At 65.2% G+C, this 22,060-nt stretch carries 20 protein-coding genes and 1 pseudogene; 7 read left to right on the top strand and 14 right to left on the bottom strand.

From position 1 onward, the window contains the following. Positions 1–18: 18 nt before the first annotated feature. From urtA to cbiE, 12 genes and pseudogenes are all read right to left on the bottom strand, one after another. Positions 19–1,284 carry an urea ABC transporter substrate-binding protein gene (gene urtA / locus FQ664_RS22985; RefSeq protein ID WP_144175109.1) on the bottom strand — a complete coding sequence of 422 codons (1,266 nt, stop codon included), beginning with the start codon at positions 1,282–1,284 and terminating at the stop codon, positions 19–21. Between the two features lie 188 nt (positions 1,285–1,472). Continuing rightward, positions 1,473–1,763, bottom strand: a pseudogene (locus tag FQ664_RS22980) (hypothetical protein); the annotation flags it as partial. 237 nt (positions 1,764–2,000) lie between these two features. Further along, entirely contained in the window at positions 2,001–3,368 is a 1,368-nt protein-coding gene (locus FQ664_RS22975; protein WP_144175108.1) for a PepSY-associated TM helix domain-containing protein, read from the bottom strand. A gap of 58 nt (positions 3,369–3,426) precedes the next feature. Beyond that, the gene (locus FQ664_RS22970; RefSeq protein WP_144175107.1) at positions 3,427–5,478 is read right to left on the bottom strand and encodes a TonB-dependent copper receptor; all 2,052 of its coding nucleotides are present in this window, start codon (positions 5,476–5,478) and stop codon (positions 3,427–3,429) included. A 66-nt stretch (positions 5,479–5,544) separates the two neighbouring features. Then, a complete protein-coding gene (locus FQ664_RS22965; RefSeq protein ID WP_144175106.1) occupies positions 5,545–5,976 on the bottom strand; it encodes a DUF2946 domain-containing protein in 432 nt (143 codons plus the stop codon). 23 nt (positions 5,977–5,999) lie between these two features. After that, a complete protein-coding gene (locus FQ664_RS22960; protein ID WP_144175104.1) occupies positions 6,000–6,485 on the bottom strand; it encodes a copper chaperone PCu(A)C in 486 nt (161 codons plus the stop codon). Between the two features lie 47 nt (positions 6,486–6,532). Further along, positions 6,533–6,922 carry a DUF2946 domain-containing protein gene (locus tag FQ664_RS22955; RefSeq protein ID WP_144175102.1) on the bottom strand — a complete coding sequence of 130 codons (390 nt, stop codon included), beginning with the start codon at positions 6,920–6,922 and terminating at the stop codon, positions 6,533–6,535. Positions 6,923–7,135: 213 nt separating this feature from the next. Beyond that, complete coding sequence (locus FQ664_RS22950; RefSeq protein ID WP_144175100.1) at positions 7,136–7,990, bottom strand: SPFH domain-containing protein; 855 nt, start codon at positions 7,988–7,990, stop codon at positions 7,136–7,138. A gap of 26 nt (positions 7,991–8,016) precedes the next feature. Next, entirely contained in the window at positions 8,017–8,454 is a 438-nt protein-coding gene (locus FQ664_RS22945; protein ID WP_144175098.1) for an NfeD family protein, read from the bottom strand. A 314-nt stretch (positions 8,455–8,768) separates the two neighbouring features. Further along, positions 8,769–9,506, bottom strand: coding sequence for a cobalt-precorrin-6A reductase (locus FQ664_RS22935; protein WP_144175096.1), 738 nt, complete (start codon positions 9,504–9,506; stop codon positions 8,769–8,771). Further along, complete coding sequence (locus FQ664_RS22930) at positions 9,503–10,597, bottom strand: cobalt-precorrin-5B (C(1))-methyltransferase (RefSeq protein WP_144175094.1); 1,095 nt, start codon at positions 10,595–10,597, stop codon at positions 9,503–9,505. The genes FQ664_RS22935 and FQ664_RS22930 overlap by 4 nt, the downstream gene beginning before the upstream one ends. Further along, positions 10,590–11,801, bottom strand: coding sequence for a precorrin-6y C5,15-methyltransferase (decarboxylating) subunit CbiE (gene cbiE, locus FQ664_RS22925; RefSeq protein WP_144175092.1), 1,212 nt, complete (start codon positions 11,799–11,801; stop codon positions 10,590–10,592). Before cbiE ends, FQ664_RS22930 begins: the two co-directional genes overlap by 8 nt. A gap of 179 nt (positions 11,802–11,980) precedes the next feature. On the opposite strand from cbiE, the gene cobG reads away from it, so the two are divergent. The 7 genes from cobG to FQ664_RS22890 all read left to right on the top strand — a co-directional run bounded on the left by cobG (position 11,981) and on the right by FQ664_RS22890 (position 18,492). Beyond that, positions 11,981–13,312: a precorrin-3B synthase gene (gene cobG, locus FQ664_RS22920; RefSeq protein WP_178091040.1), complete on the top strand. Its 1,332-nt coding sequence runs from the start codon at positions 11,981–11,983 to the stop codon at positions 13,310–13,312. Further along, the gene (locus FQ664_RS22915; protein ID WP_144175090.1) at positions 13,305–13,931 is read left to right on the top strand and encodes a precorrin-8X methylmutase; all 627 of its coding nucleotides are present in this window, start codon (positions 13,305–13,307) and stop codon (positions 13,929–13,931) included. The genes cobG and FQ664_RS22915 overlap by 8 nt, the downstream gene beginning before the upstream one ends. Continuing rightward, positions 13,928–14,662, top strand: a complete 735-nt coding sequence (locus FQ664_RS22910) for a precorrin-2 C(20)-methyltransferase (RefSeq protein ID WP_178091039.1) — start codon at positions 13,928–13,930, stop codon at positions 14,660–14,662. Before FQ664_RS22915 ends, FQ664_RS22910 begins: the two co-directional genes overlap by 4 nt. A 2-nt stretch (positions 14,663–14,664) precedes the next feature. After that, entirely contained in the window at positions 14,665–16,347 is a 1,683-nt protein-coding gene (gene cobJ / locus FQ664_RS22905) for a precorrin-3B C(17)-methyltransferase (protein ID WP_144175360.1), read from the top strand. A 93-nt stretch (positions 16,348–16,440) separates the two neighbouring features. Then, positions 16,441–17,124: a hypothetical protein gene (locus FQ664_RS22900; RefSeq protein ID WP_144175089.1), complete on the top strand. Its 684-nt coding sequence runs from the start codon at positions 16,441–16,443 to the stop codon at positions 17,122–17,124. Positions 17,125–17,183: 59 nt separating this feature from the next. After that, a complete protein-coding gene (locus FQ664_RS22895) occupies positions 17,184–17,876 on the top strand; it encodes a hypothetical protein (protein ID WP_256676052.1) in 693 nt (230 codons plus the stop codon). After that, positions 17,869–18,492, top strand: coding sequence for a hypothetical protein (locus FQ664_RS22890; RefSeq protein WP_144175088.1), 624 nt, complete (start codon positions 17,869–17,871; stop codon positions 18,490–18,492). The genes FQ664_RS22895 and FQ664_RS22890 overlap by 8 nt, the downstream gene beginning before the upstream one ends. Here FQ664_RS22890 and FQ664_RS22885 read toward each other — a convergent pair. Both FQ664_RS22885 and FQ664_RS22880 read right to left on the bottom strand, forming a co-directional pair. Then, complete coding sequence (locus FQ664_RS22885; RefSeq protein WP_144175087.1) at positions 18,489–19,085, bottom strand: MarC family protein; 597 nt, start codon at positions 19,083–19,085, stop codon at positions 18,489–18,491. The genes FQ664_RS22890 and FQ664_RS22885 overlap by 4 nt on opposite strands. A 174-nt stretch (positions 19,086–19,259) precedes the next feature. Next, complete coding sequence (locus FQ664_RS22880) at positions 19,260–22,031, bottom strand: hybrid sensor histidine kinase/response regulator (RefSeq protein ID WP_144175086.1); 2,772 nt, start codon at positions 22,029–22,031, stop codon at positions 19,260–19,262. Positions 22,032–22,060 lie beyond the last annotated feature (29 nt).

The raw sequence follows: 22,060 nt of genomic DNA, 5'->3' as shown, positions 1-22,060 counted from the left end.
AGGCGGCCCCAACGGCTCTCAATTACCTTTCACGGCGTAATCAGGGCGCTTGTCATTGCCCGGAATGAACGGGCTCCATGGCTGCGCCCGCAGCGGTTGCGCGGTTTCCCACACCACGCTGAACTGTCCGTCATCCTGGATCTCGCCGATCATTACCGGTTTGTGCAGGTGGTGGTTGGTCTTGTCCATGGTCAGGGTGAAGCCGGACGGCGCCGCGAAGCTTTGCCCGGCCAGCGCCTCGCGGACCTTGTCGACGTCGGTGGACTTGGCCTTCTCGGCGGCCTGGGCCCACATGTGGATGCCGACATAGGTGGCCTCCATCGGATCGTTGGTCACCGCCTTGTCGGCGCCTGGCAGGCCCTTGGCCTTGGCGTAGGCCTTCCAGTCGGCGACGAATTTCTGGTTGACCGGGTTATCCACCGACTCGAAGTAGTTCCACGCTGCCAGGTGGCCCACCAGTGGCTTGGTGTCGATGCCGCGCAGTTCCTCTTCACCGACCGAAAACGCCACCACCGGTACATCGGTGGCCTTCAGCCCCTGGTTGGCCAGTTCCTTGTAGAACGGCACGTTGGAGTCGCCGTTGACCGTGGAGATGACCGCCGTCTTGCCGCCGGCGGAGAACTTCTTGATGTTGGCGACGATGGTCTGGTAATCGCTGTGGCCGAACGGCGTGTACACCTCCTCGATGTCCTTGTCGGCCACGCCTTTGCTGTGCAGGAAGGCGCGCAAGATCTTGTTGGTGGTGCGCGGGTAGACGTAGTCGGTGCCCAGCAGGAAGAAGCGCCTGGCGCTGCCGCCGTCTTCGCTCATCAGGTATTCCACTGCGGGGATGGCCTGCTGGTTGGGGGCGGCGCCGGTGTAGAACACGTTCGGCGACATCTCTTCACCCTCGTACTGCACCGGGTAGAACAGCAGGCCGTTGAGCTCCTCGAACACCGGCAGTACGGATTTACGCGACACCGAGGTCCAGCAGCCGAACACCACGGCGACCTTGTCCTGGGTCAGCAGCTGGCGGCTCTTTTCGGCGAACAGCGGCCAGTTGGAGGCCGGGTCGACCACCACCGGTTCGAGCAGCTTGCCGTTCACGCCGCCCTTGGCGTTGATCTGCTCGATGGTCATCAGCGCCATGTCCTTTAGCGAAGTCTCGGAAATGGCCATGGTCCCCGACAGCGAATGCAGGATGCCGACCTTGATGGTCTCGGCGGCCTGGATGCTCCAGCTCAGGCCCATTGCGGCAATCGATGCGCTAAGGGTGAAGGCCTTGATCAGACTGCGACGCTTCATGTGCTCTCTCTCCGCTGAGTTTTTATGGTGTTGGGCAAGCGGGGAGGGGCGTTGCAAGGGGTGTGCCTAGTGGCTTTAGGCCCGTAATAGAGGGGTTGTGCGAGGTGTTGGGGCGTTGGTTGGGGCCGGGTTGGTGCCTGATGGATTTGTGTGCACAGGATTGGTGCCGCGTTGCAGCCCCGGGGCCATCAACCGTTACGCACAGCCGTGCGCGGATGGCGCTTGTTGCGCACGAGTTGGTAGGCCTGGTGCCGCGCTGCGCGGTGCTTGCGGTACTGCAGGTACGACAGCAGGATCAGCGTCCAGACGAACATGAACCACACCGCCGAAACGGTGGTGATGGCCGGCCAGCATGAACAGCTCGACGAACGGGCTGTTGCCCGGCACCACGTCGCGCCATGGAGTATCGCGATCAGCGCCAGTACATAGAACATGATGATCCGCACCAGGATCGAGTTGATCGCCAGCGGCAGGGTGCGTTACAGGTTGCATTCCGTTGGACGATCGGTCGTCTTGTCAGAGGTAGCCAGCCAGGCTAACACGCACGTTCCAGTTCGAGGCGCGACAGAACGACTCGACTTTTGGGTAGTGGTGTCACGCCTGTACCGGCCTCTTCGCGGGCTTGCCCGCTCCCACAGGGACCGCGCAGCCCTCAGGCTTGGCGCAGAACCTGTGGGAGCGGGTTTACCCGCGAAGAGGCCGGTGCAGGTCAGCACTCAGGCATTGGCCGGCACCCGACGGCGCCTCACCACCAGGCTATCAACAGCCCACATCACCACCATCGACACCCCCACCAGCGGGAACATCACCCCCAGCACCAGCATCACTGCCACCGCCGCCTTCCAGCGTGGCAGGTCATGGCGCAGCGGCGGCACACCCAGCCCGCCGGCCGGCCTGCGCTTCCACCACATCACCAACCCGCTCACCGAGCCCAGCAGAATCATCAGGCACACCAGCAGGATGATGATCTGATTGACCGCCCCGAACATCTTGCCTTCATGCAGCATCACGCCCAGCTCGGTGGCGCGGGCGACCGGGCTGTAGTCCTGCCAGCGCACATCGGCCAGGACCTTGCCGGTGTACTGGTCGACATGCAGGGTGGCGTCGTTGCGCGGATCATCGGCGAATACGGCAACGGTGAACACACCATCGGCCGTGGTGGGCAGGGTGATGCTGTAGCCCGGTTCGACCTGGCGCGCGGTAGCGATGTCTTCGACCTGCTGCAGGCTTGCCTGCGGCGCTGCCGGCGCGCTCGACATCATGTGATGCCCGGCATGTTCGGCGTGTGCACCGGACTGCGGCATCGGCGTGTTTTCCATCGCCCAGGGTACGGTCTGGCGGTGTGCGCTGTTGAGTTCACCCGCCTGCTGGTCCGACTTGGGTACGTCGTTCCACATGGCCGCCGGAAAACGGTTCCACACGTCGGCATACTGCTTGCCCCACAGGCCGGTCCAGGTCATGCCGCTGACCAGCATCAGCAGCAACAAGGCCGAGCCCCAGAAACCGCTCACCGCATGCAGGTCGCGCCAGAACAGTCGGCCGCGTGCCGACAGCCGTGGCCACAGCACGCCCGCGCCATTGCCCCCGCGGGGCCACCACAAGTAGAGCCCCGACACCACCAGCACGATGCCCCAGCCCGCGGCCAGCTCCACCAGGCGGTCACCGAGCGTACCGACCATCAGTTCGCCATGCAGGGCGCGGGCGATGGCCTGCAGGTTCTGCTTGCCATCCTGTTCGCCGAGGATCTTGCCGCTGTAGGGGGCGACGAACACGTTCAGTTCGCGCCCAGCGTCATGCACCACGAACTGCGCGCTGCGTTCGGCGTCCAGCGGCGGCAGGTACTGGCCAACGTGGCCGTTGGGGTAGGCCTTGCGCACCTCGGCCAGCAGCGTGTCCGCCCCTTGTCGCTGGTGGCCGGCTTCGACCACCATCAGTTCGCGGTACAGCAGCGGGTCGAGTTGCGGCTTGAACAGGTAGATGATCCCGGTGATCGCCAGCAGGATCATGAACGGGGCCACGAACAGCCCTGCATAGAAGTGCCAACGCCAGGCCAGGTTGTAGAAATTGATGCGTGTTCCTCTCATGGGAACCTCCTGTTTGACCAGCAGATGGGCGCGACCTGCGCCGCGCCCGTTGTTATTGTCAGAAGCTGAAGTCGACCTTGGTCCAGAAGGTCCTGCCTGGCTCGTTGACCGGCTGTGGATCGGTAGCCGGGTAGCCGAACCCGGCGTTCCCGGCCAGGTTCAAGTGCTCGGCGTAGGTTTTGTCGAACAGGTTGTCGACCCCCGCGCTGAGCTTGAGGTGGTTGCTCACCTTGTAGGCGCCATTAAGCGAGAACACGCCGAAGCCGGCGCTCTTGTCGTAGTCCTTGCCGACCACGTTGCCCTGTTTCTCAGCGATGCGGTTCTGCGCCGCTACCAGCCGCCACAGTGCGCCGACGCTCCACACGTCGCGGCTGTAGGTCAGGCCCAGGCGGCTTTCAAGGGGCGGCATTTGCGGTAGCGCCTTGCCGTCACTGCTGTTCTTGCCCCAGGCGTAGGCCAGCGTGGCGTCGGCCTTCCAGTTTTCCGTCAGTTGGTAGGCCGCGCCCAGCTCGCCGCCCATGATGCGGGCGTCGATGTTGCGGGCCTGGGAGCTCATGCCCTGGTAGTCGAACAGGATGTAGTCGCGGATCTGCCCCACGTAGCCGGAAGCCCAGGCTTCCATGCGCTCGTCGCGGTACTGGATACCGAAGTCGAGCTGGGTGGTCTTCTCCGGCTTGATGCCGTCGAAGGCATTGGCCGCCCCTGCGGGTGGCAACTTGGGCGAGAACAGCTCCCAATAGTCGGGGAAGCGTTGCGCATGGCCGAGGCCGATGTAGGTAGTGGCCGGTAACGCCGCCAGGTCGTGTTCATAACGCACGAAGCCGCTGGGTAGGGTGTCGGCGCGGGTGTCGCCACTGGTGGCGATATTCTTCCGGAAGTCACGGGCCGAGGCGCGGTCCAGGCGGGCGCCGGTAACCAGGCGGTCCTCGCCGCTGACGTACCAGGTCAGCTCGCCGAAGGCACCGTAGTTGTGGAAGTCGGCATCCTTGGTCCAGGCTTGGCCCTTGTGGGCGTTCACGCCCATGCCGCCGCGCTTGCGATGCTCGTTGGTCTGCGCGTCGATGCCGCCGATCAGTTGCACGTCGGCCCAACGCCAGGTGGCCTTGATGCGTGCGCCCAGGGTGCGGCGGTCGACGTTGCTGACCATCGGCATGCCCATCATGCCGCTGCCCGAGGGCGTGCGCAGGCTGTAGTTGTCCATCACGTGGTCGGCGTAGTTGTAGTAGACCTGCGCCTCGACCTTGTCGAGCACCTCGCCGAGGTTGGACTTTTCAAAACGCAGGCCCAGGCTTTCGCGTTTGAACTGCGAGCCGTCCATCCCGCGCCCGGCATAGCGGGCCTCGCCATCGCCCCTGCCGGCGGTGAGTTCCAGCAAGGTGTCCGGGTCGGGCGTCCAGCCGAGGGCGACATCGCCGTTCCATTTGTCCCAGCGTGACGGCACGGTGTCGTCGTTGCCGTCGTGGTAGTCGTCCGAGCGCGACTGGTTGCCGACGAAGCGGGCGTAGGCCTGGCTGTTACCGGCGGCGGCGTCCAGCACTTTGTCGAAGCGGCCGTTGGAGCCGGCCAGCAGGCTGGCGTTGACCCGGCTGCCGAGGGTGCCGAACTTCTCCGGCTCGCGCTCGAAGAGGATGGTGCCTGCCGAACCGCCCGGGCCCCAGATCACGCTTTGCGGGCCTTTGATCACGGTCAGGCGGTCGTAGGTTTCCGGCGAAATGTATGACGTAGGGGCGTCCATGCGGTTGGGGCAGGCACCCAGCATCAGGCCGCCATTGGTGAGGATGTTCAGGCGCGAGCCGAACATGCCGCGCAGGACCGGGTCGCCATTGGTGCCACCGGCGCGGATGGCCGAGAAGCCGGGGATGGTCTTCAGGTAGTCGGCGCCGTCGCTGGCCGGCACCGGCTGGCGCGGGTCTTTCGGGTTGGTGACCACGGTCAGCGGCGAGCTCGGGGCCACGGCGGTGATCACCGTCGGGCTCAGCTCGGGGGCGTCGTGTGCATGGCCTTCATGGCCAGGGTCGGCGGCCAGGGCCACGGGCGCGAGCAGCGAGCCGCACACGGCGGCAATGGTCCCACGCAGGGACAAGGCAAAAACAGGGGTGCAGCCGGACATAATGATTCCAGTCGATCAGTCATGAGTCAGCGCGAAGCCTCCTGGCTCCGTGCGCAAAATGTGGGTTCAGACGTTGATCGAGGAAGGTGGGGCGCGGCTGCGCGCGCCAGGGAATACAGCCTGCCGGGCATGGCCCTGGCGCGTGGGCGCGAACAGGTGAGTGGTGGGGACGACGCTGCCGGCGCTGAGCGGGCTGAGGGCCTGGGGCAGGGCCGGGCAGTTGAACAACAGGCTGCAGTAACCGCACTTTTCCCACATCACATGCAGTTGGCCATCGCCAGCCTGGCCGTGATGGCTGTCGCCGCCATGCTGATGGGCAGTCGCCATCGGCATGTCCATCGGCATGCTCATGCCGGCGTGGTGGTCCATCGGCATCGACTGGGAAATCAGCGGGCCGATGAAGATCATCCACATGGCGAACAGGCTCAGCCATCCGCCACCGGCGCGCCTGCGGTCAGGGCGGGTGGTACGGCTGATGCTGTTGCGCGGCAGGCTCATGACGAGTGCCTTTCAGCGGGTGATCAGTGCGCGTGTTGGTGGGCTTGCGGCTGGTCCGTCGGCGCCTGCTGCTGCACGGCCACCTCGACGGTGATGTCGCCGGCCTTTTCGAAGTGCAGGGTCAACGGGAAGCGCTTGCCGTCGCTGAGCAGGCTGCGGTCCTTGGGCTGCATCAGCATCACATGGTAGGCGCTGGGGGCGAAGGTCAGGTCCTTGCCGGCGGGCACCACCACGCTGGGCACCTGCTGCATCTTCATGGCGCCGTTGGCGCTCATGGCATGCTCGTGCAGTTGCGCGTCATCGCTGATGGGGCTGTCGACGCCGAGCAGGCGGTCGTCGGCCTGGCCGTTGTTGTGCACCACGAAATACGCCGCGACGTTTGGGGCGTTGGGGGGTAACTGCAGTGACCAGGGGTGGGCGATGTGCAGGTCACCCACGCGGTATTCGTGGGCATTGGCAAAGGCGCCGGGCAGCAGCAGGGTGGCCAGGACGAGGGCGTGCTTGAGCATGGTGAATCTCCGTTTCTGTTCAGGTTCAGGCAGACAGCGCGATGAACTCAGGCCAGCGGAGAGGCACGGGGGTTGAGCGCAGGCCAGAGATGGCGCGGCGTAGCGTGGTAGTCGGCGGGTGGCGGCAGCAGCCCGGCGAGCAGTATCGGCGGGTTGTGCAGTTGCGGCGGGTAGCCGGGCAGGGCCAGCAGTGGCGCGGCGCCGGAGCAGCACCAGCAATTCATCATGCTGGCGCTGTCGTCGCTTTGCGAGCCGAGGTCGATCTTGGCCAGGGCCTGGACGTCGGCCTTGGCCTTGTTGCCCATGCTGGAACAGAAGGCCCCCCACAGCAGCTGCTCGGCCGGGCCCTTGGGCGCGGCAGAGGACAGCGGCATGGCCAGCAGGTTGAACAGCACTGCAAGGCAGGCTATCCAGGCGATGTGCCGACGTGGGGGCATGGAGAGATCCGGTCAGGAATCGTGGTGGGTATTGTAAGGCCGAGTATAGGTAAAAATGGCGGGGTGCGGTGAAGTGACGCAGGCCGGGTGGCTGCGGGGGCTGCTTTGCAGCCCAATCGCCGGCAAGCCAGCTCCCACAGGGACCGCACAGATTTCAAGGCCTGTGGTAAATCTGTGGGAGCTGGCTTGCCGGCGATGAAGGCAAAGGTACCCTCAAGTCTTGTTGCGGCCCATCAACCCGCGCACGGTCTCCTGCAGGTCCGCCGGCAATACCACCACCTTGGCATTGCTGCTACCCGCCAGATTCTCCATCGCGCCTACATAACGCTCGCCCAGCAGGTACATCGCCGGCACGGTCTCGTTGCCCACGGCGTCCTTGACCAGCGTAATCGCCCGCGCCGAGGCCTCGGCCAGGCTGATCTGCGCCTCGGCATCCAGCCTGGCCGCCTGCAAGCGCGCTTCTGCCTCGAGGATCGCCGCCTGTTTGGCCCCTTCCGCACGGGTCACGTCGGCCTTGCGTTCGCGCTCGGCAGCCGCCTGGCGCTCCATGGCCAGTTGCATGTTCTCCGAGGGTTTGATGTCCTGGATTTCCACCGAGCGTACGGTCACGCCCCAGTCTTCGGTCTGCTCGGACATCGCCTCGCGCAGGCGCGCCTTGATCTGCTCGCGGCTGGACAGCGCTTCGTCCAGGTCCATGGCACCGACGATGGCGCGCAGCGAGGTCATGGTCAGGCTGGTGACGGCGAACGAGAAGTCCTGCACGCCATAGGAGGCCTTCTGCGGATCGACCACCTTGGCGAAGCACAGGGCGTTGGCGACGATCACTGCGTTGTCCCGGGTGATGATTTCCTGCTGCTGTACATCGAGGATGATGTCCTTGGTCGGCAGGCGGTAGGCGACCACGTCCATGTACGGGATGACGATGTTCAGGCCGGGCTTGAGCGTGCTTTGGTAGCGGCCCAGGCGCTCGACGACCCATTCCTCGCCCTGGGGCACGATGCGCACTCCCTTGAACACGGTGATCAGGACGAACAGGGCGATGGCGACGACAACGATGAGACTGGTCATGGTGCGAACTTCCTTTTAGTGCGGATTCAGGCCCGGATGACCCGGACGGTGTTCCCTTCGATCGCGGTCAGGCGTACCCGCTCGCCGGCCGCGATCTGGCTGTCGGCGACGCAGGTCCATTCTTCGTTGCCGAGGATCGGCTTCTGGAAGCGTACGCGGCCTTTCTGGAATTCCGAGACGCCAGCGGTCAGCAGCCCCACTTCGCCGATCACGCTGTCGGCGGTCCAGCGCACGTCCGGTTGCTTGCGCCGGAACAGCTTGAACCACAGCGCTGTGGTGACTGATGACAGCAGCACCCACAGCAGCACCTGCATGTCCAGTTGCAGGCTGGGGGCGGCCAGCGAGATGAGCGAAACCAGTACGGCACCGATGCCGAACCAGAGGATGAAGAATGTCGGCAGGACCAGTTCGAGCAGGATCAGCGCGATGCCGAAGACCAGCCAGATCCACCATTGCATTTCCATATGGGTAGCGCCTTCCAGGAAGAGGTGCCGAGTTTAAGGCAGCAGGGCGGCACAGGGCCACTTCATGCTTTGAAAGAAAAGTCCGAAATGGCCGTAGGAGCAACTGTCGTACGCAAATGTATGAACGTTGCCGTGCCCACTGTGGGAGCGGGTTCACCCGCGAACACCGGCGCAGCCGGTGCCATGCACCGCGTTGGATTCTTCGCGGCTGAAGCCGCTCCCACAGGATGCACGGACCGCTTGCGAATTCAGTTCTCTATGCGACAGCGCAGCCCAAAGGGCTGGGCCATCTCCCACAGGGATCCGCGGCGCGTTTACGGAATTTGTTGTCCGTGCAAGTCGATTGTTGCAGCCAGGTCGGTTAGCGAGTCGAATGCCCGGTCCACATCCGGCAAAGCCGGTCGCTTCAGGATCAGCACAGGTATCCCCAGCTCCCGCGCCACCTCCAGCTTCGGCTCGGTCGCCACGCTGCCGCTGTTCTTGCTGATCAGCACGTCGATCCTGCGGCGCTGGAACAACGCCCGCTCATCCTCGATATGGAACGGCCCGCGGGCGCCGATCACTTCACAGCGCTGGTTGCCCGGGCATGCTTCCAGCGCACGCAAGGTCCAGAACTGCTCCGGCGGAATCTCGTCCAGATGTTGCAGCGGCTCGCGCCCCAGCGTGAACAAGGGCCTGCGGAACGGCTTGAGCGCGTCGATCAACCCGGACCAGTCCTCGACCTCATGCCAGTCGTCCCCCGCTTGCGCCTGCCAGGCCGGGCGGCGCAGGGCCCAGCACGGGATACCGGCACTGCGCGCGGCATTGGCGGCATTGCGGCTGATCTGTGCGGCGTAGGGGTGGGTCGCGTCGATCAGCAGGCTGATGCCTGCCTCACGCAGGTACCGTGTCAGGCCTTCGGCGCCGCCAAAGCCGCCGACCCGAACCTGGCATTGCAGGTCCTGCGGCACCCGGCCGATGCCCGCCAGGCTGTAGACGTGCTGCGGGCCCAGGCGGCGGGCGATGGCCAGGGCTTCAGTGACGCCGCCCAGCAGCAGGATGCGCCCGTTCATTGCACACCTGCCCGGCCGACGATGCCACCCTGGCGGTCAATGGCGAACACCTCCACCTGTACCTGCGCCGGCACCACGCTGCGGGCGAAGGCCAGGGCATGCGCGCATACCGCGTCACCCAGGGGGATGCCGGCTGCATGCGCCAGCGCGAGCGCCTGCTGGCTGGTGTTGGCAGTAATGATCGCGGCCTGCAGCGCCTCGTCGGCGCCGATGTCCGCAGCCCAGCCGGCCAGTTGCGGCAAGTCGATGCTGGAGTGACGGCTATGCAGGTCCATGTGCCCGGCGGCCAGCTTGCTGATCTTGCCGAAGCCGCCGCACAGGGTCAGGCGTGGCACCGGCACCTTGCGCAGGTGCTTGAGCACCGCACCGACGAAGTCGCCCATTTCGATCAGGGCGATTTCCGGCAGGCCGTAGACCCGGCGCATGGTGTCTTCGCTGGCGTTGCCGGTGCACGCGGCGATGTGCGTGTAGCCGTTGGTGTGGGCGACGTCGATGCCCTGGTGGATCGAGGCGATGTAGGCCGCGCAGGAAAACGGCCGCACGATGCCGCTGGTACCGAGGATCGACAGCCCGCCGAGGATGCCCAGGCGTGGGTTCATGGTCTTCAGCGCCAGTTGCTCGCCGCCCTGCACATTGACCGTGACCTCGAAACCGCCGAGGTAGCCGCATTCGTCCGCCAGGCGTTGCAAGTGTTCGCTGATCATGCGCCGTGGCACCGGGTTGATGGCCGGCTCACCCACCGCCAGCACCAGCCCCGGGCGGGTCACGGTGCCGACGCCGGTGCCGGCGACAAAGCGGATGCCCGGTTCGGCCAGCAGGCGCACCTGGCTATAAAGCAGGGCGCCGTGGGTTACATCCGGGTCGTCGCCGGCGTCCTTGAGCGTGCCCGCTTCGGCGCCTTCGCTGGTGAGGCGGCAGAACTCCAGGCGCATCTGCACCACCTTGCCCTTGGGCAGGGTGATGCTGACGGCGTCGCTGCTTTCGCCGCCCAGCAGCAAGCGTGCTGCCGCCAGGCTGGTGGCGGTGGCGCAGCTGCCGGTGGTCAGGCCGCTGCGCAGGGGGGCGGGTTGTTCGCGGGTTTCTTCACGCATCGGCGGCTTTCACCACGTCCAGCAAGGTGATCGGTAGCGCCTGGCGCCAAGTGTCGAAGGCGCCCAATGGCTGGGCATGGGCGACGTGGATGCGGGTCAGCTCGCCGCCATGGCGTTCACGGAAATGCGCCAGGGCCAGTTCGCTTTGCAGGGTCACTGCGTTGGCTACCAGCCGGCCGCCAGGGCGCAGGCTTGCCCAGCACAGGTCGAGCACACCGTCGCCGGTGACGCCGCCACCGATGAAGATCGCATCCGGTTGCGCCAGGCCCATCAGCGCCGCTGGTGCCTTGCCGCGAACCAGTTGCAGGCCGGGTACACCCAGCGCATCGCGGTTGTGTTCGATGAAACCCTGGCGGCCTTCGTCGGCCTCGATGGCCAGGGCGCGACAGGTCGGGTGGGCACGCATCCATTCGATGCCGATCGAGCCGCAGCCGGCACCCACGTCCCACAGCAGTTCGCCGGGCTGTGGTGCCAGGCGCGCCAGGGTGATGGCGCGGACATCGCGTTTGGTCAGCTGGCCGTCATGCCGGAAGGCGCTGTCCGGCAGCCCGGCCAGGCGGTGCAGGCGCGGGGTGCCGGCTGCGGCCAGGCACTCGATGGCCACCAGGTTGAGCGCGGCGACGTCGTTGTGCGGCCAGTCCTGGGCAGTGCCGGCCAATTCACGTTCGTCCATGCCACCCAAGTGTTCGAAGACCCGCAGGCGACTTGGCCCGAAGCCACGCTCGCGCAGCAGCGCGGCAATCGCAGTCGGGCTGTCGCCATCGTTGCTCAGCACCAGCAGGCGCACGCCTGTGTGCAACTGGGCGTTCAGTGTCGCCAGCGGGCGGGCGACCAGCGACACCACCTGCACGTCCTGCAGCGGCCAGCCCAGGCGGGCGGCGGCCAAGGTGCAGGAGGAAGGCATCGACAGCACGCGCATTTCAGCGGCGGGCAACTGGCGCGCCAGGCTGGCGCCGACGCCGTAGAACATCGGGTCGCCGCTGGCCAGCACGCACACCGGCTCGCCGCGCAGGGCCAGCACCGGGGCCAGGGAGAACGGGCTTGGCCAGCCCAGCCGTTCGCCGGCCACGCAGCGTGGCAGCAAGGCCAGCTGGCGCGGGCTGCCGAAGATCCGCGCAGCGCCCAGCAGTGCGCGCCGGGCCTGCTTGCCCAGGCCACTGAAGCCGTCTTCGCCGATGCCTACAACTGTCAGCCAGGGTGCCATGTAATCGTTCCGCCATGTTTGGGGCCGCTGCGCGCCCCTTCGCGGGCTCGCCCGCGAAAAGGTGACGCGGTCCTGAATTTCTACTCGATCGCCGAGGATGCTCGACCACCGGCTTTTCATGCCGCCGGACAAAGCAGGCATAATACCGCGCCTTCTACACTCAAGCGCATTTTCACAGATTGCCGGATGCCCCTTTGACCCAGGCCCATGCCTCCCATGTATCGCCCCGTCCCTCGGCTTGCCCGGGGTTGTGGCGCATCGTCAGTGCCCGTGATGGCGGTATCTGCCGTATCAAGCTGCCGGGCGGCCTGCTGCTGGCCGACCAGGCCGATGCGGTGGCGGCGGCGGCCGAGCGTTTCGCCGCTGGCGTGATCGAGGCCACCAACCGCGGCAACCTGCAGATTCGCGGCATCGGCAGCGAGCATCGCGGCCTGGTCGAGACACTCCTCGCTGCCGGCCTGGGCCCACGTGATGCCGCCGGTGACGATGTGCGCAACCTGATGCTCAGCCCGCTGGCCGGGCACGACCCGGCGATGCTGCTGGACGCTCGGCCGCTGGCCGGGCAAATCCTCGACCTGCTGGAGGGCACCCCGCGTTTTCACCAGTTGTCGGCCAAATTCGCCGTGCAGCTGGATGCCGGCGAAAACCTGGCCATGCTCGAACACCCCCATGACCTGTGGCTGTCGGCCCTGCGCCTGGAGCAGCAGACCTGGCTGGCGTTTGGCCTGGCGGGTTGCCCGGCAGACAGCCAGGCGCTCGGTGCGGTGCCGGTGGAACAAGGCCTGGCACTGGTGCGTGCGGTGCTGGAGCGCTTCCTCGACCTGGCCACCCCGGCACAGTCGCGCATGCGCCAGTTGCTCGAGGTGTGTTCGACAACCGATTTCATCGACGGGCTCGGCCTGGCCATCCGCCGCGACTCCGCCGTGCTCGCATGGCGACGTGAACCGCGCAGCGTCTCGTGGCTGGGCGTTCTGCCCCAGGCGCCGGGCGTCGCCTTGGGCGTTGCCCCGCCACAGGGGCGCCTGACCCCGGCCATGTTGCGTGGCGCCGCGCGCATTGCCCGTGAACGGGGTGATGGCAGCCTGCGCCTGAGCCCTTGGCAAAGCCTGGTGCTGACCAACCTGCAAGCGCAACACGTCGACCACGCCCAGGCCGAGTTGTCCGCATTGGGCCTGCTATGCCACGACCATGAGCCATTGGCGCGCATCAGTGCCTGCACCGGCGCCAGCGGCTGTGCCAAGGCCTTGGGCGAGACCAAGGCCGACGCTGTCAGCCTGGCCGCACTGCTCGGCCCTGGCGTACCCGGCAGCGTGCACTTGTCCGGTTGCCCCCGATCCTGCGCCGTGGCCCATGTTGCTCCGGCCACTCTGTTGGCCCGCTCGCCGGGCCGTTATGACCTGTACCTGCGTGACGCGCGCCAACCGGGCTTCGGCGCCCTGCGCGGCACCGACCTTACCTTGAATGAAGCAGGCGCCATGCTCGACCTGCCGACGGAGCACCTTGATGATTGACTACATCCGCGATGGTCAGGAGATCTATCGCAACTCCTTCCGGATCATCCGTGAGGAAGCCCGACTCGAGCGGATCCCCGCAGACCTCGAAAAGCTCGCCGTACGGGTGATCCACGCCTGTGGCATGGTCGACGCCATCGATGGCCTGCAGTTCTCCGACGGCGCCGGTCGCGCCGGGCGTGAGGCGCTGCTCAATGGCGCGCCGATCCTGTGCGATGCGCACATGGTCGCCGAAGGCATCACCCGCGCGCGCCTGCCGGCTGACAACAAGGTCATCTGCACCCTACGCGACCCCAGCGTGCCGGGCCTGGCCAAAGATGCCGGCAACACCCGTTCTGCCGTGGCCCTGGAGCTGTGGCGCCCGCATCTGGAAGGCAGCGTGGTGGTGATCGGCAACGCCCCCACAGCGCTGTTCTACCTGCTGGAAATGCTGGATGCCGGTGCGCCCAAGCCGGCGCTGATCCTTGGCTTCCCAGTCGGCTTTGTCGGTGCCGCCGAGTCCAAGGCGATGCTCGCCGCCGATAGCCGTGGCGTGCCGTTCGTGATCATGCAGGGCCGCCTGGGCGGCAGCGCGATGGCCGCCGCCGCGGTCAACGCCCTGGCCACGGAGGTGGAATGATGGCGCTGCGTGGACGACTGCTGGGCCTGGGCGTGGGCCCGGGCGACCCGGAACTGATCACCCTCAAGGCCCTGCGCCTGCTGCGCGAAGCGCCAGTGGTTGGCTACTTCGTGGCCAAGGGCAAGCGCGGTAACGCCTTCGGCATCATCGAGGCGCACCTGCAGCCCGAGCAGACCTTGCTGCCGCTGGTCTACCCGGTAACCACCGAAGCCCTGCCGGCGCCGCTGTCCTATGAACAGGTGATCAGCGACTTCTACGACGAGGCCAGCGTGCAGGTGGCCGAGCATCTGGATGCCGGCCGCGACGTGGCGGTTATCTGCGAGGGCGACCCGTTCTTCTACGGCTCCTACATGTACCTGCACGACCGCCTGGCGCAGCGCTACGAGGCCGAAGTGATCCCCGGCGTCTGCTCGATGCTCGGTGGCGCCTCGGTGCTGGGCGCGCCGCTGGTGTACCGCAACCAGAGCCTGTCGGTACTGTCTGGCGTGTTGCCGGCCGAAGAACTCAGGCGCCGCCTGGCCGACGCCGATGCAGCAGTGATCATGAAGCTTGGCCGCAACTTCCCCAAGGTGCGCGAAGTGCTGGCCGAACTGGGTCTGGACGGGCGCGCGCTGTATGTGGAGCGGGCGACCATGGCCAACCAGAAGATCGTGCCGCTGGATCAGGTCGACCCGCAGTCGTCGCCGTACTTCTCGCTGATCATCGTGCCGGGTGAGAAATGGCAGGGATGAACATGCACCAGGCACCGGCGATCGTCATCCTTGGCCAGGGCAGCCTGACCACGGCGCAGCGTATCCAGCAGTGTTATCCACAAGCATCGATCCATGGCCTGGAAGGCCGGGTCGAGGGTGCCGACCTCTATTACACCGCATTCGGCGATACCCTGCGTGGGCTGTACCAGCAGAACACGCCGATCATCGCCCTGTGCGCCGCGGGTATCGTCATCCGCAGCCTGGCCAGCCTGCTCAGTGAGAAGGGTGTCGAGCCACCGGTGCTGGCCGTGGCCGAAGACGGCAGTGCCGTAGTACCGTTGCTCGGTGGCCTTGGCGGTGTGAACATGATGGCGCGCGAAATCGCCGAAGCATTGGGCGTTGCTGCGGCCATCACCACCAGTGGCGAACTACGTTTCGGCACCTGCCTGCTGAACCCGCCGCAGGGCTATGCCCTGGCGGATATCGAGCAAGGCAAGCGCTTCGTCTCCGACCTGCTGGCTGGCGAGACGGTACGCGTCGAAGGTGACGCGCCGTGGCTGCAGCAGGCGCAGTTGCCTGCCAGTGAGGCGGCCCGGCGTATCATCCATGTGGGGCACCAGGCGCGTCCGGCCAACCGCGACGAGCTGCTGATCCACCCGCGCTCAGTGGTAGTGGGGGTTGCTGGCGGTAGTCTGGGCACTATCCGTGCGGCATTGCAGCAGGCCGGCATCGCCGAGCCTGCAGTGGCTTGCCTGCTGGTCGACGAGCAAGCCATGACCGAAAGCGCCCTGCACGAGGCGGCACAAGCCCTGGGTGTTGCCTTGCGCTTTGCCGCCAAGCCGCACGATGTGGCCGGCATGGTGGCTGCGGCGTTGCCCGCTGCGCAACTGATCGAGGTGGCCGATGTGGTCATCGCGGTGGCGCCTGCCCCGGTCGAGGTGGCGCAGGTTGGCCGCCGTCGCGGTCGCCTGGCAGTCATCGGCCTGGGGCCGGGGGCTGCCGACCTGATGGTGCCGGCGGTCAAGGCCGAACTGGCGCGGGCCGAGGATATACTCGGCTACGAAACTTATGTGCGCATGGCCGGCCCGTTCCGTGACGATCAGGTCATGCACTGCACTGACAACCGGGAAGAAATGCAGCGTGCCCGGCATGCCTTCGAACTGGCGGCCCAGGGCCGTTCGGTGGTGGTGGTGTCGTCGGGCGACCCGGGTGTGTTCGCCATGGCCGCCGCCGTACTTGAAGCACTGCACGAATCGAGTGACCCGGCCTGGCACCGCGTCGACCTTGAGATCCTGCCGGGGGTTTCGGCCTCGCTGGCGACCGCCGCCCAGGCCGGTGCGCCGCTGGGTCATGACTTTTGCGTGATGTCGCTGTCGGACAACCTCAAACCGTGGTCGATCATTGAAAAGCGCCTGGACCTGGCGGCCCAGGCCGACCTGGTGCTGGCGTTCTACAACCCGATTTCCAAGGCCAGGCCGCATCAGCTTGGGGTGGCGCTGGAGGTCGTGCGGCGGCACCGCGCGGGGAACACACCTGTAGTCCTTGGCCGTGACATCGGTAGGCCGGGGCAGACGCTGAAGGTCGTCAGCTTGGCCGAGCTGCTGCCGGAAATGGTCGACATGCGCACCATGGTGTTGGTGGGCTCCTCTACAACCTGCGTATTTCCTCGCCTGTCGGGTGGGGTGTGGGCCTACACCCCACGCTGGTATCCCTCGGCTTCCTGAATACTGCGGAAACTCTTCAGCGCGTTGCGTGTCGCCCGTGCTGGCTAAGGTGGCTGCCCCTGACTCATGGGGCAACCATCAAGGAGTTTTCAGATGTCCGAAGCAACACAAGTCACCACCACCAACGATTCCGCGATCCTGGTCGAAGGCAACCTGCTGGCCTGCGGCGCGGGCATGTCTGCACAAAGCCGTCACGATGTGAAAAATGCCTTCCACTTTGCCACGTTGGTGGCCGACAAAGCCTTCGATGCCGAAAAGCAGAGCAGGCAGTGGTACGACAAGTTCGTCGATGTCATGCGTGATCTCGGCTTTACCATCCCGCGTCGCAGCTTCGAGCTGGAAACCTCGGCCGAGCTGTCTGTCACGGTAGGCGCTGTCGCTATCCGCGCGATAGGGGCTGCTGGCAATGCCATGCTGGGTGGCACGGTGCTGGGGGACCTGGCGAAGACTGCTTTCGACAAACTGGCCACCGTCGAGAACGACGCCAAGGTGCTCGACCACAAGCGCAAGAACAAGGCCAGGGGCATGGTCGGCCTGGCTGCCTGCATCGAAACCGAAAACAACGATGTGGTGATGGTGGTGAGCTGCATCCAGGCCAGTGCACCGCAACTGGACGACGACGTGCTGGGCATCCAGTGGAAGCTGGACAAGACCCACTACTACGCTGGCACGGCAGTGCTTACGCTCAATACCTTCGTCTACGACAAAGTCCGTGAAACCGTGGAAAACAAGCTCGGCGTGCGCAGTGTCGAGAACGTTCTCCAGTACGACATCTGATTGCAGGGCGGCGTTGTCGCAACGCCGCCTTGTTCGGTTCTTCGTGACGAGGCAATGCAATGGATAGAACAGTTGAACAACTGATGTTGATTGGCGGAACGGCATTACTGTATCCCGCGGGTACCGGCCAGATTCAACGTCAGGCCGCCTTTGACTCGATACTTTACGCGCAGTTGTTGGCCAACAAGAACGCTGGGTCACGCTTTGAAAACTACGACGGCTGGTACGTTGCCTACCGAGATGCATACCGCCAACTCGGCTGGATCAAGCTGGCCAGCACGCATGACCTCAAACAATTGGGGCAACCCGTGCGCAGCGCGCAGATTCAGCCACTTGAGGCATGGCTGAAAATACGCTCGATTCGCCACGATGCCGTGCTGGCGGCTGTAACGGCGGGTCTGAACCGATCAGCTGCAGGTTTTCGCCACTTGCTGAAGTTCAGCGTGCAGGACCAGACGCAGCGTTCGCAGTTGGTGATCGAGCTTGGCCTGCTCAAACCAGGGCCGGCGCTCGACCTTTGCAGCATCAAGCTGCAAATCGACCAGCCGATCTCGGGCATCTCGCTGGACATATTGCTGCGCGAGCAACTGCTTCAGGGTGAAGCCGAGTTCAATGGGGTTTCTCTGGTGCTGGATAACGGGCGCTTCCAACGCCAGCGTGATGAACTGCAGGCGTTGATGAAAATCAAGGATGCCCAGGGTGACTACCGATTCGACCCTCACGCGCCGGCAACGGGAGCACATCATGAGTGAAGCCACGTCTGCCGTGATCGGTGCAGGGATTGTCTCGTTTCTGCCGGGCATCTGCGCAGCGCAGCAAAACAAGGTAAAACTGGCCCTGGCGATGGCCGAGCGCGCGACCGAGACCGCGCGCAGGGAAGGGCTGGTCGAGGACTGGTTTGCCTACTACCGCAACCAGCTCAAATACATGGGCTGGGATGCCGTGTCTGCCGAGCAGCTTCATTGGCCCGACCAGCGCCGCGCCAGGCAGGCTGACCAGGTGCTGGAAACCATTGCGGCAACCGCCGGTGAGCACTTTGCTTCGGCCATCGGCATTTCCATGCAGAAACTGTTGGCCAACCCGTCGGTGCTGCAGGAGCTTGAGCGGCGTGCCTATGAACGCCAGCACTTCCAGTTGCTGCCCTGTGCGCCGGCCGGAGCCAACCGGGTGGATATGGTGCTTTACCATGAAACGGACACGCGCTCGGCGTTCAGTGCGGGCTTTATCAGCCACAAGCGCAGCTACCGGAACGTGCGTGCGGAGTTGGTACGCTTCAACCTCCTGGCGTTCGAACACAGCTTTTTGCCCAAGGTGCAGGACCGCGTCGTGCAGGTTTCCTTGCAGCGCATTCTGGATTACGGCTTCTAGGGTGCCAGGTAGCCTTTGATACCAGTGAAGATGATCTGCGCCGCCAAGGCGCAGACGAACAGCCCCATCAGCCGGCTGACGATCTGCAGACCCTGGTCACCAAGGATGCGCTCGATGCGGTGCGACAGGTAGAGCACCAGGCCAACGGTGAAGCTGGCCAGCGCGATACTGACGATGGCCAGCAGCTTGTCATCCCAATGCGGCTGGCTTACCCCCATCACCAGCAGTGCACCGATGGTGCCCGGGCCGACGGTCAGCGGGATGGTCAGCGGCACGATGGTGACATCCTGCTGCACGTTGTCGGCCTGTACAGTGGACTTGCCTTGGGCCATGCCCAGTGCCGAGATGAACAGCACACTGCCGGCGCCGATGCGGAAGGCGTCGGCGGTGATGCCGAAAATGCCGAAGATCGCCCGCCCGAACAGGTACAGCAGGACACTGGCGATGAGCGCGGCGATGGCCACCTTCCAGGCCAGCTGCTTGCGCTCCTTGCTGGAGTAGCCGCGGGTCAGGCTGATGAAGCACGACAGCACGAAAAACGGGCTGTAGAGCACGAGCATTTTCAGGTAGACGCTGAACAACTCATGGAGCATGGGGTAGCCCCTGGCAGGAAAGGTGAGGGGAAGTGTATCAGTAGCATCGTGGTTGTCTTCACTGGCCTCATCGCCGGCAAGCCAGCTCCCACAGGTACTGAGCATATCGTGAGATCGGTGCAGTCGGTGTGGGAGCTGGCTTGCCGGCGATGAGGCCAGTACAGGCAGTACAGATCAGGAAGTATGCGCCGGATCCACCTTGGCCTCCCGGTGGTTGGCCCAGTACTGGATCAGCTCGCGCAACTGCGACAACTCCACCGGCTTGGCCATATGCCCGTCCATGCCCGCCAGGCGGGCGCGTTCCTTGTGTTCGGCAAGAATGTGCGCGGTCAGCGCCACCACCGGGGTGCGCTGGCGCTGGTTGGCGGTTTCCCAGGCACGTAGCTGCTGGGTGGCCGAGAAACCGTCCAGGATCGGCATCTCGCAGTCCATCAGCACCAGGTCATAGCGCTGTGCCTTCATCGCCTGCAACGCCTCTTCGCCATTGCTGGCGGTGTCGGGCTCCAGGTTGAGCTTGCCGAGCATGCCGCGGATCACCTTGGTCGAGATGCTGTTGTCCTCGGCGACCAGCACGCGGAAATCGCCGGGCAGATCCAGTGCCTGGGGGATGCCGGGCAAACTGGCCGGTACGGCTTGCTCGCGGCCGCGCTGGGCCAGTTCTTCGGCCAGGGTGGTTTTCAGCGTGTAGCCGGCCACCGGCTTGGCGAGGATCCGCTTGACCCCGGCGTTGCGAGCAATGACTTTGCTCGGTGCGTTGCTGATGCCGGTGAGCATCACCACCAGGATGTCATGGTTCAGACTCGGGTCTTCCTTGATCTTGGCGGCCAGTTGCATGCCGGTCATGCCGGGCATGTTCTGGTCCAGCAGCACGGCATCGAAGTAGTCGCGCAGGTGGGCCTTGGTGCGCAGCAGGGCCAGGGCTTCCTTGCCCGACGGCACCGCGCTGACGTTCATGCCCCAGGCGCTGCACTGCTGTACCAGTACCTTGCGGCAGGTGTCGTTGTCGTCCACCACCAGCACACGGGCATCGCGCAGCGGGCCGTCGAGGTCGGCCGGTGGCTGTTCCAGGCGCGAAGAGTCCAGCGGCAGGGTCAGCCACAGGGTGTTGCCCATGCCGGTGCTGCTCTTGATGCCGAACTCGCCCTGCATCAGGCCGATCAGCTGCTTGGCGATGACCAGCCCCAGGTGGCCACCCAGCTTGTTGCTGGACAGGAAGTGGTGGCTGTGCAACTCGGCCTGCAGCAAGGCTTCGCGCTCGGCGGCGGGCAACGGTTCGCCGCTGTCCTGCACGGCGATGCGCAGGCGCGGTAACTCGCCGCGCTGGTCCAGCGCCACCACCAGCAGAATCTCGCCCTGGTCGGTGTTTTTCAGAGCATTTTCCAGCAGGCTCGACAAGGCCTGGCGCAGGCGCGTCGGGTCACCGCTGATCACCCGTGGTACTTGCGGCTGGGTGAAGCTGATCAGCTCGATGTTCTGCTGCTCGGCCTTGGCGCGGAAGATGTTCAGGCAATCCTCGATCAGCGCGTTGAGGTCGAACTGCACGTCATCCAGTTCGATCTGCCGGGATTCCAGCTTGGAAATGTCGAGAATTTCGTTGATCAGCGTGAGCAGTTCGTTGCCGGCGCTGTGAATGGTCTGCACGTAGTCGCGCTGCTTGACCGACAGCGGCGTGCCCAGCAGCAGCTCGGTCATGCCCAGCACACCATTCATGGGGGTGCGGATTTCGTGGCTGATCTTGGCCAGGAACTCGGCCTTGGCGTTGATTTCGGCATCGCTGGCGGCCAGTGCCCGGCTGGCGCTGAAGCGCTCTTCGCTGATGCGCCGCAGGCGTTCGCTGACCGCCAGGTTGAGCAGCAGGCCACTGGCCACGGTCAGGCCCATGAGGACGCACAGCAGCCAAGGGGTCGAGGTGCGGGTCAGGCCCAGCAGGGCTGGCAGCAGCACCAGGCCACCGAGGTTGAATACCACCATGGCCAGGCTGAACAGGCGTGCGGGTGCATAGCCCTTGTACCAGTGGTAGCTGCTGACCAGCAGCATGCTCACACTGCCCAGGGCCATCAGGGCGTAAGTCATCAGGTTGAGGGGCAGGGTGTCGACGAACAGCAGCACCAGCCCGCTGACCCCGACCACCAGCATTTCACCCTGCAGCAGACGGTTAAGCCGTGGCGACTTGCAGGGCGAGAAGAAATGCTGGGTGAAATACAGCCCGGCCAGACCGGCCAGGACCAGCGTCAGGTACGCGGCGGGCGTTTGCGCGCTGTGCCACACGTGCCACCAGGGGCCGCTGAGGTTCAGCAGGATCAGGCCGCTGAGCAGCATCAGGCCGTGGTACAGCGCCAGGATCAGGGCGGTGCTGGAACGGCTGTAGAGGAAGCGGATCAGGTTGTGCATGATCAGCATCACCAGGCCACCGAACAGCATGCCGAACAGCAGCGGCTGGCGCTGGTCGGAGGCGGCCACGGCCGCAGGCTCCAGGCTGATGGCCGGGCGCAGCTGGTGCTCGGAAACCAGGCGCAGGTAGATATCCAGGGGTTGCTTGCTGTTGGGCAGGGGCAGTACATGGTCGCTGCCACGCAGGGTCGGGCTGGCATTGCCGGCCTGGCGCCCATGGTGCAGCTGACGCAGAAGTCGGTCGCCCTCGAGGGCGTAGAGGTCCAGACCAGACAGGTCTGGAGCGAAAACCCGCAGTAGTTGTTCCTGGTCGCCGGGGTCCAGGTGGTAGTGCAGCCACAGGGCCTGTTCCGCAGGGGCGGCATCCAGGTCGGCGAGGACCAGCGGGCTGAACTGGTTGCGGTAACGCTCGGAGCGCACGTCGCTCAGTTGCAGGTTGGCCTGTTCGTCGAGCAGAACGGCCCAGCCTCCTTCATGTTCGGCCGCAGCCGGCAACATGCAGAGCAAGGTCAGCAAGCTGACGATCAGAGCTGAGGCAATCCGAAGCCGACGCACTACGAAATCCCTTCTTAGCCAAGGTGCCG

Origin of the sequence: Pseudomonas persica (assembly GCF_900291015.1) — a bacterium.
Taxonomy (GTDB): domain Bacteria; phylum Pseudomonadota; class Gammaproteobacteria; order Pseudomonadales; family Pseudomonadaceae; genus Aquipseudomonas.
This window is presented reverse-complemented; position numbering and strand designations above follow the sequence as displayed.

Bases quoted from the DNA above. Each gene is read 5' to 3' on its own strand.
- urtA (WP_144175109.1), bottom strand. From the start codon at position 1,284: ATGAAGCGTCGCAGTCTGATCAAGGCCTTCACCCTTAGCGCATCGATT.
- FQ664_RS22975 (WP_144175108.1), bottom strand. From the start codon at position 3,368: ATGAGAGGAACACGCATCAATTTCTACAACCTGGCCTGGCGTTGGCAC.
- FQ664_RS22970 (WP_144175107.1), bottom strand. From the start codon at position 5,478: ATGTCCGGCTGCACCCCTGTTTTTGCCTTGTCCCTGCGTGGGACCATT.
- FQ664_RS22965 (WP_144175106.1), bottom strand. From the start codon at position 5,976: ATGAGCCTGCCGCGCAACAGCATCAGCCGTACCACCCGCCCTGACCGC.
- FQ664_RS22960 (WP_144175104.1), bottom strand. From the start codon at position 6,485: ATGCTCAAGCACGCCCTCGTCCTGGCCACCCTGCTGCTGCCCGGCGCC.
- FQ664_RS22955 (WP_144175102.1), bottom strand. From the start codon at position 6,922: ATGCCCCCACGTCGGCACATCGCCTGGATAGCCTGCCTTGCAGTGCTG.
- FQ664_RS22950 (WP_144175100.1), bottom strand. From the start codon at position 7,990: ATGACCAGTCTCATCGTTGTCGTCGCCATCGCCCTGTTCGTCCTGATC.
- FQ664_RS22945 (WP_144175098.1), bottom strand. From the start codon at position 8,454: ATGGAAATGCAATGGTGGATCTGGCTGGTCTTCGGCATCGCGCTGATC.
- FQ664_RS22935 (WP_144175096.1), bottom strand. From the start codon at position 9,506: ATGAACGGGCGCATCCTGCTGCTGGGCGGCGTCACTGAAGCCCTGGCC.
- FQ664_RS22930 (WP_144175094.1), bottom strand. From the start codon at position 10,597: ATGCGTGAAGAAACCCGCGAACAACCCGCCCCCCTGCGCAGCGGCCTG.
- cbiE (WP_144175092.1), bottom strand. From the start codon at position 11,801: ATGGCACCCTGGCTGACAGTTGTAGGCATCGGCGAAGACGGCTTCAGT.
- FQ664_RS22915 (WP_144175090.1), top strand. From the start codon at position 13,305: ATGATTGACTACATCCGCGATGGTCAGGAGATCTATCGCAACTCCTTC.
- FQ664_RS22910 (WP_178091039.1), top strand. From the start codon at position 13,928: ATGATGGCGCTGCGTGGACGACTGCTGGGCCTGGGCGTGGGCCCGGGC.
- cobJ (WP_144175360.1), top strand. From the start codon at position 14,665: ATGCACCAGGCACCGGCGATCGTCATCCTTGGCCAGGGCAGCCTGACC.
- FQ664_RS22900 (WP_144175089.1), top strand. From the start codon at position 16,441: ATGTCCGAAGCAACACAAGTCACCACCACCAACGATTCCGCGATCCTG.
- FQ664_RS22895 (WP_256676052.1), top strand. From the start codon at position 17,184: ATGGATAGAACAGTTGAACAACTGATGTTGATTGGCGGAACGGCATTA.
- FQ664_RS22890 (WP_144175088.1), top strand. From the start codon at position 17,869: ATGAGTGAAGCCACGTCTGCCGTGATCGGTGCAGGGATTGTCTCGTTT.
- FQ664_RS22885 (WP_144175087.1), bottom strand. From the start codon at position 19,085: ATGCTCCATGAGTTGTTCAGCGTCTACCTGAAAATGCTCGTGCTCTAC.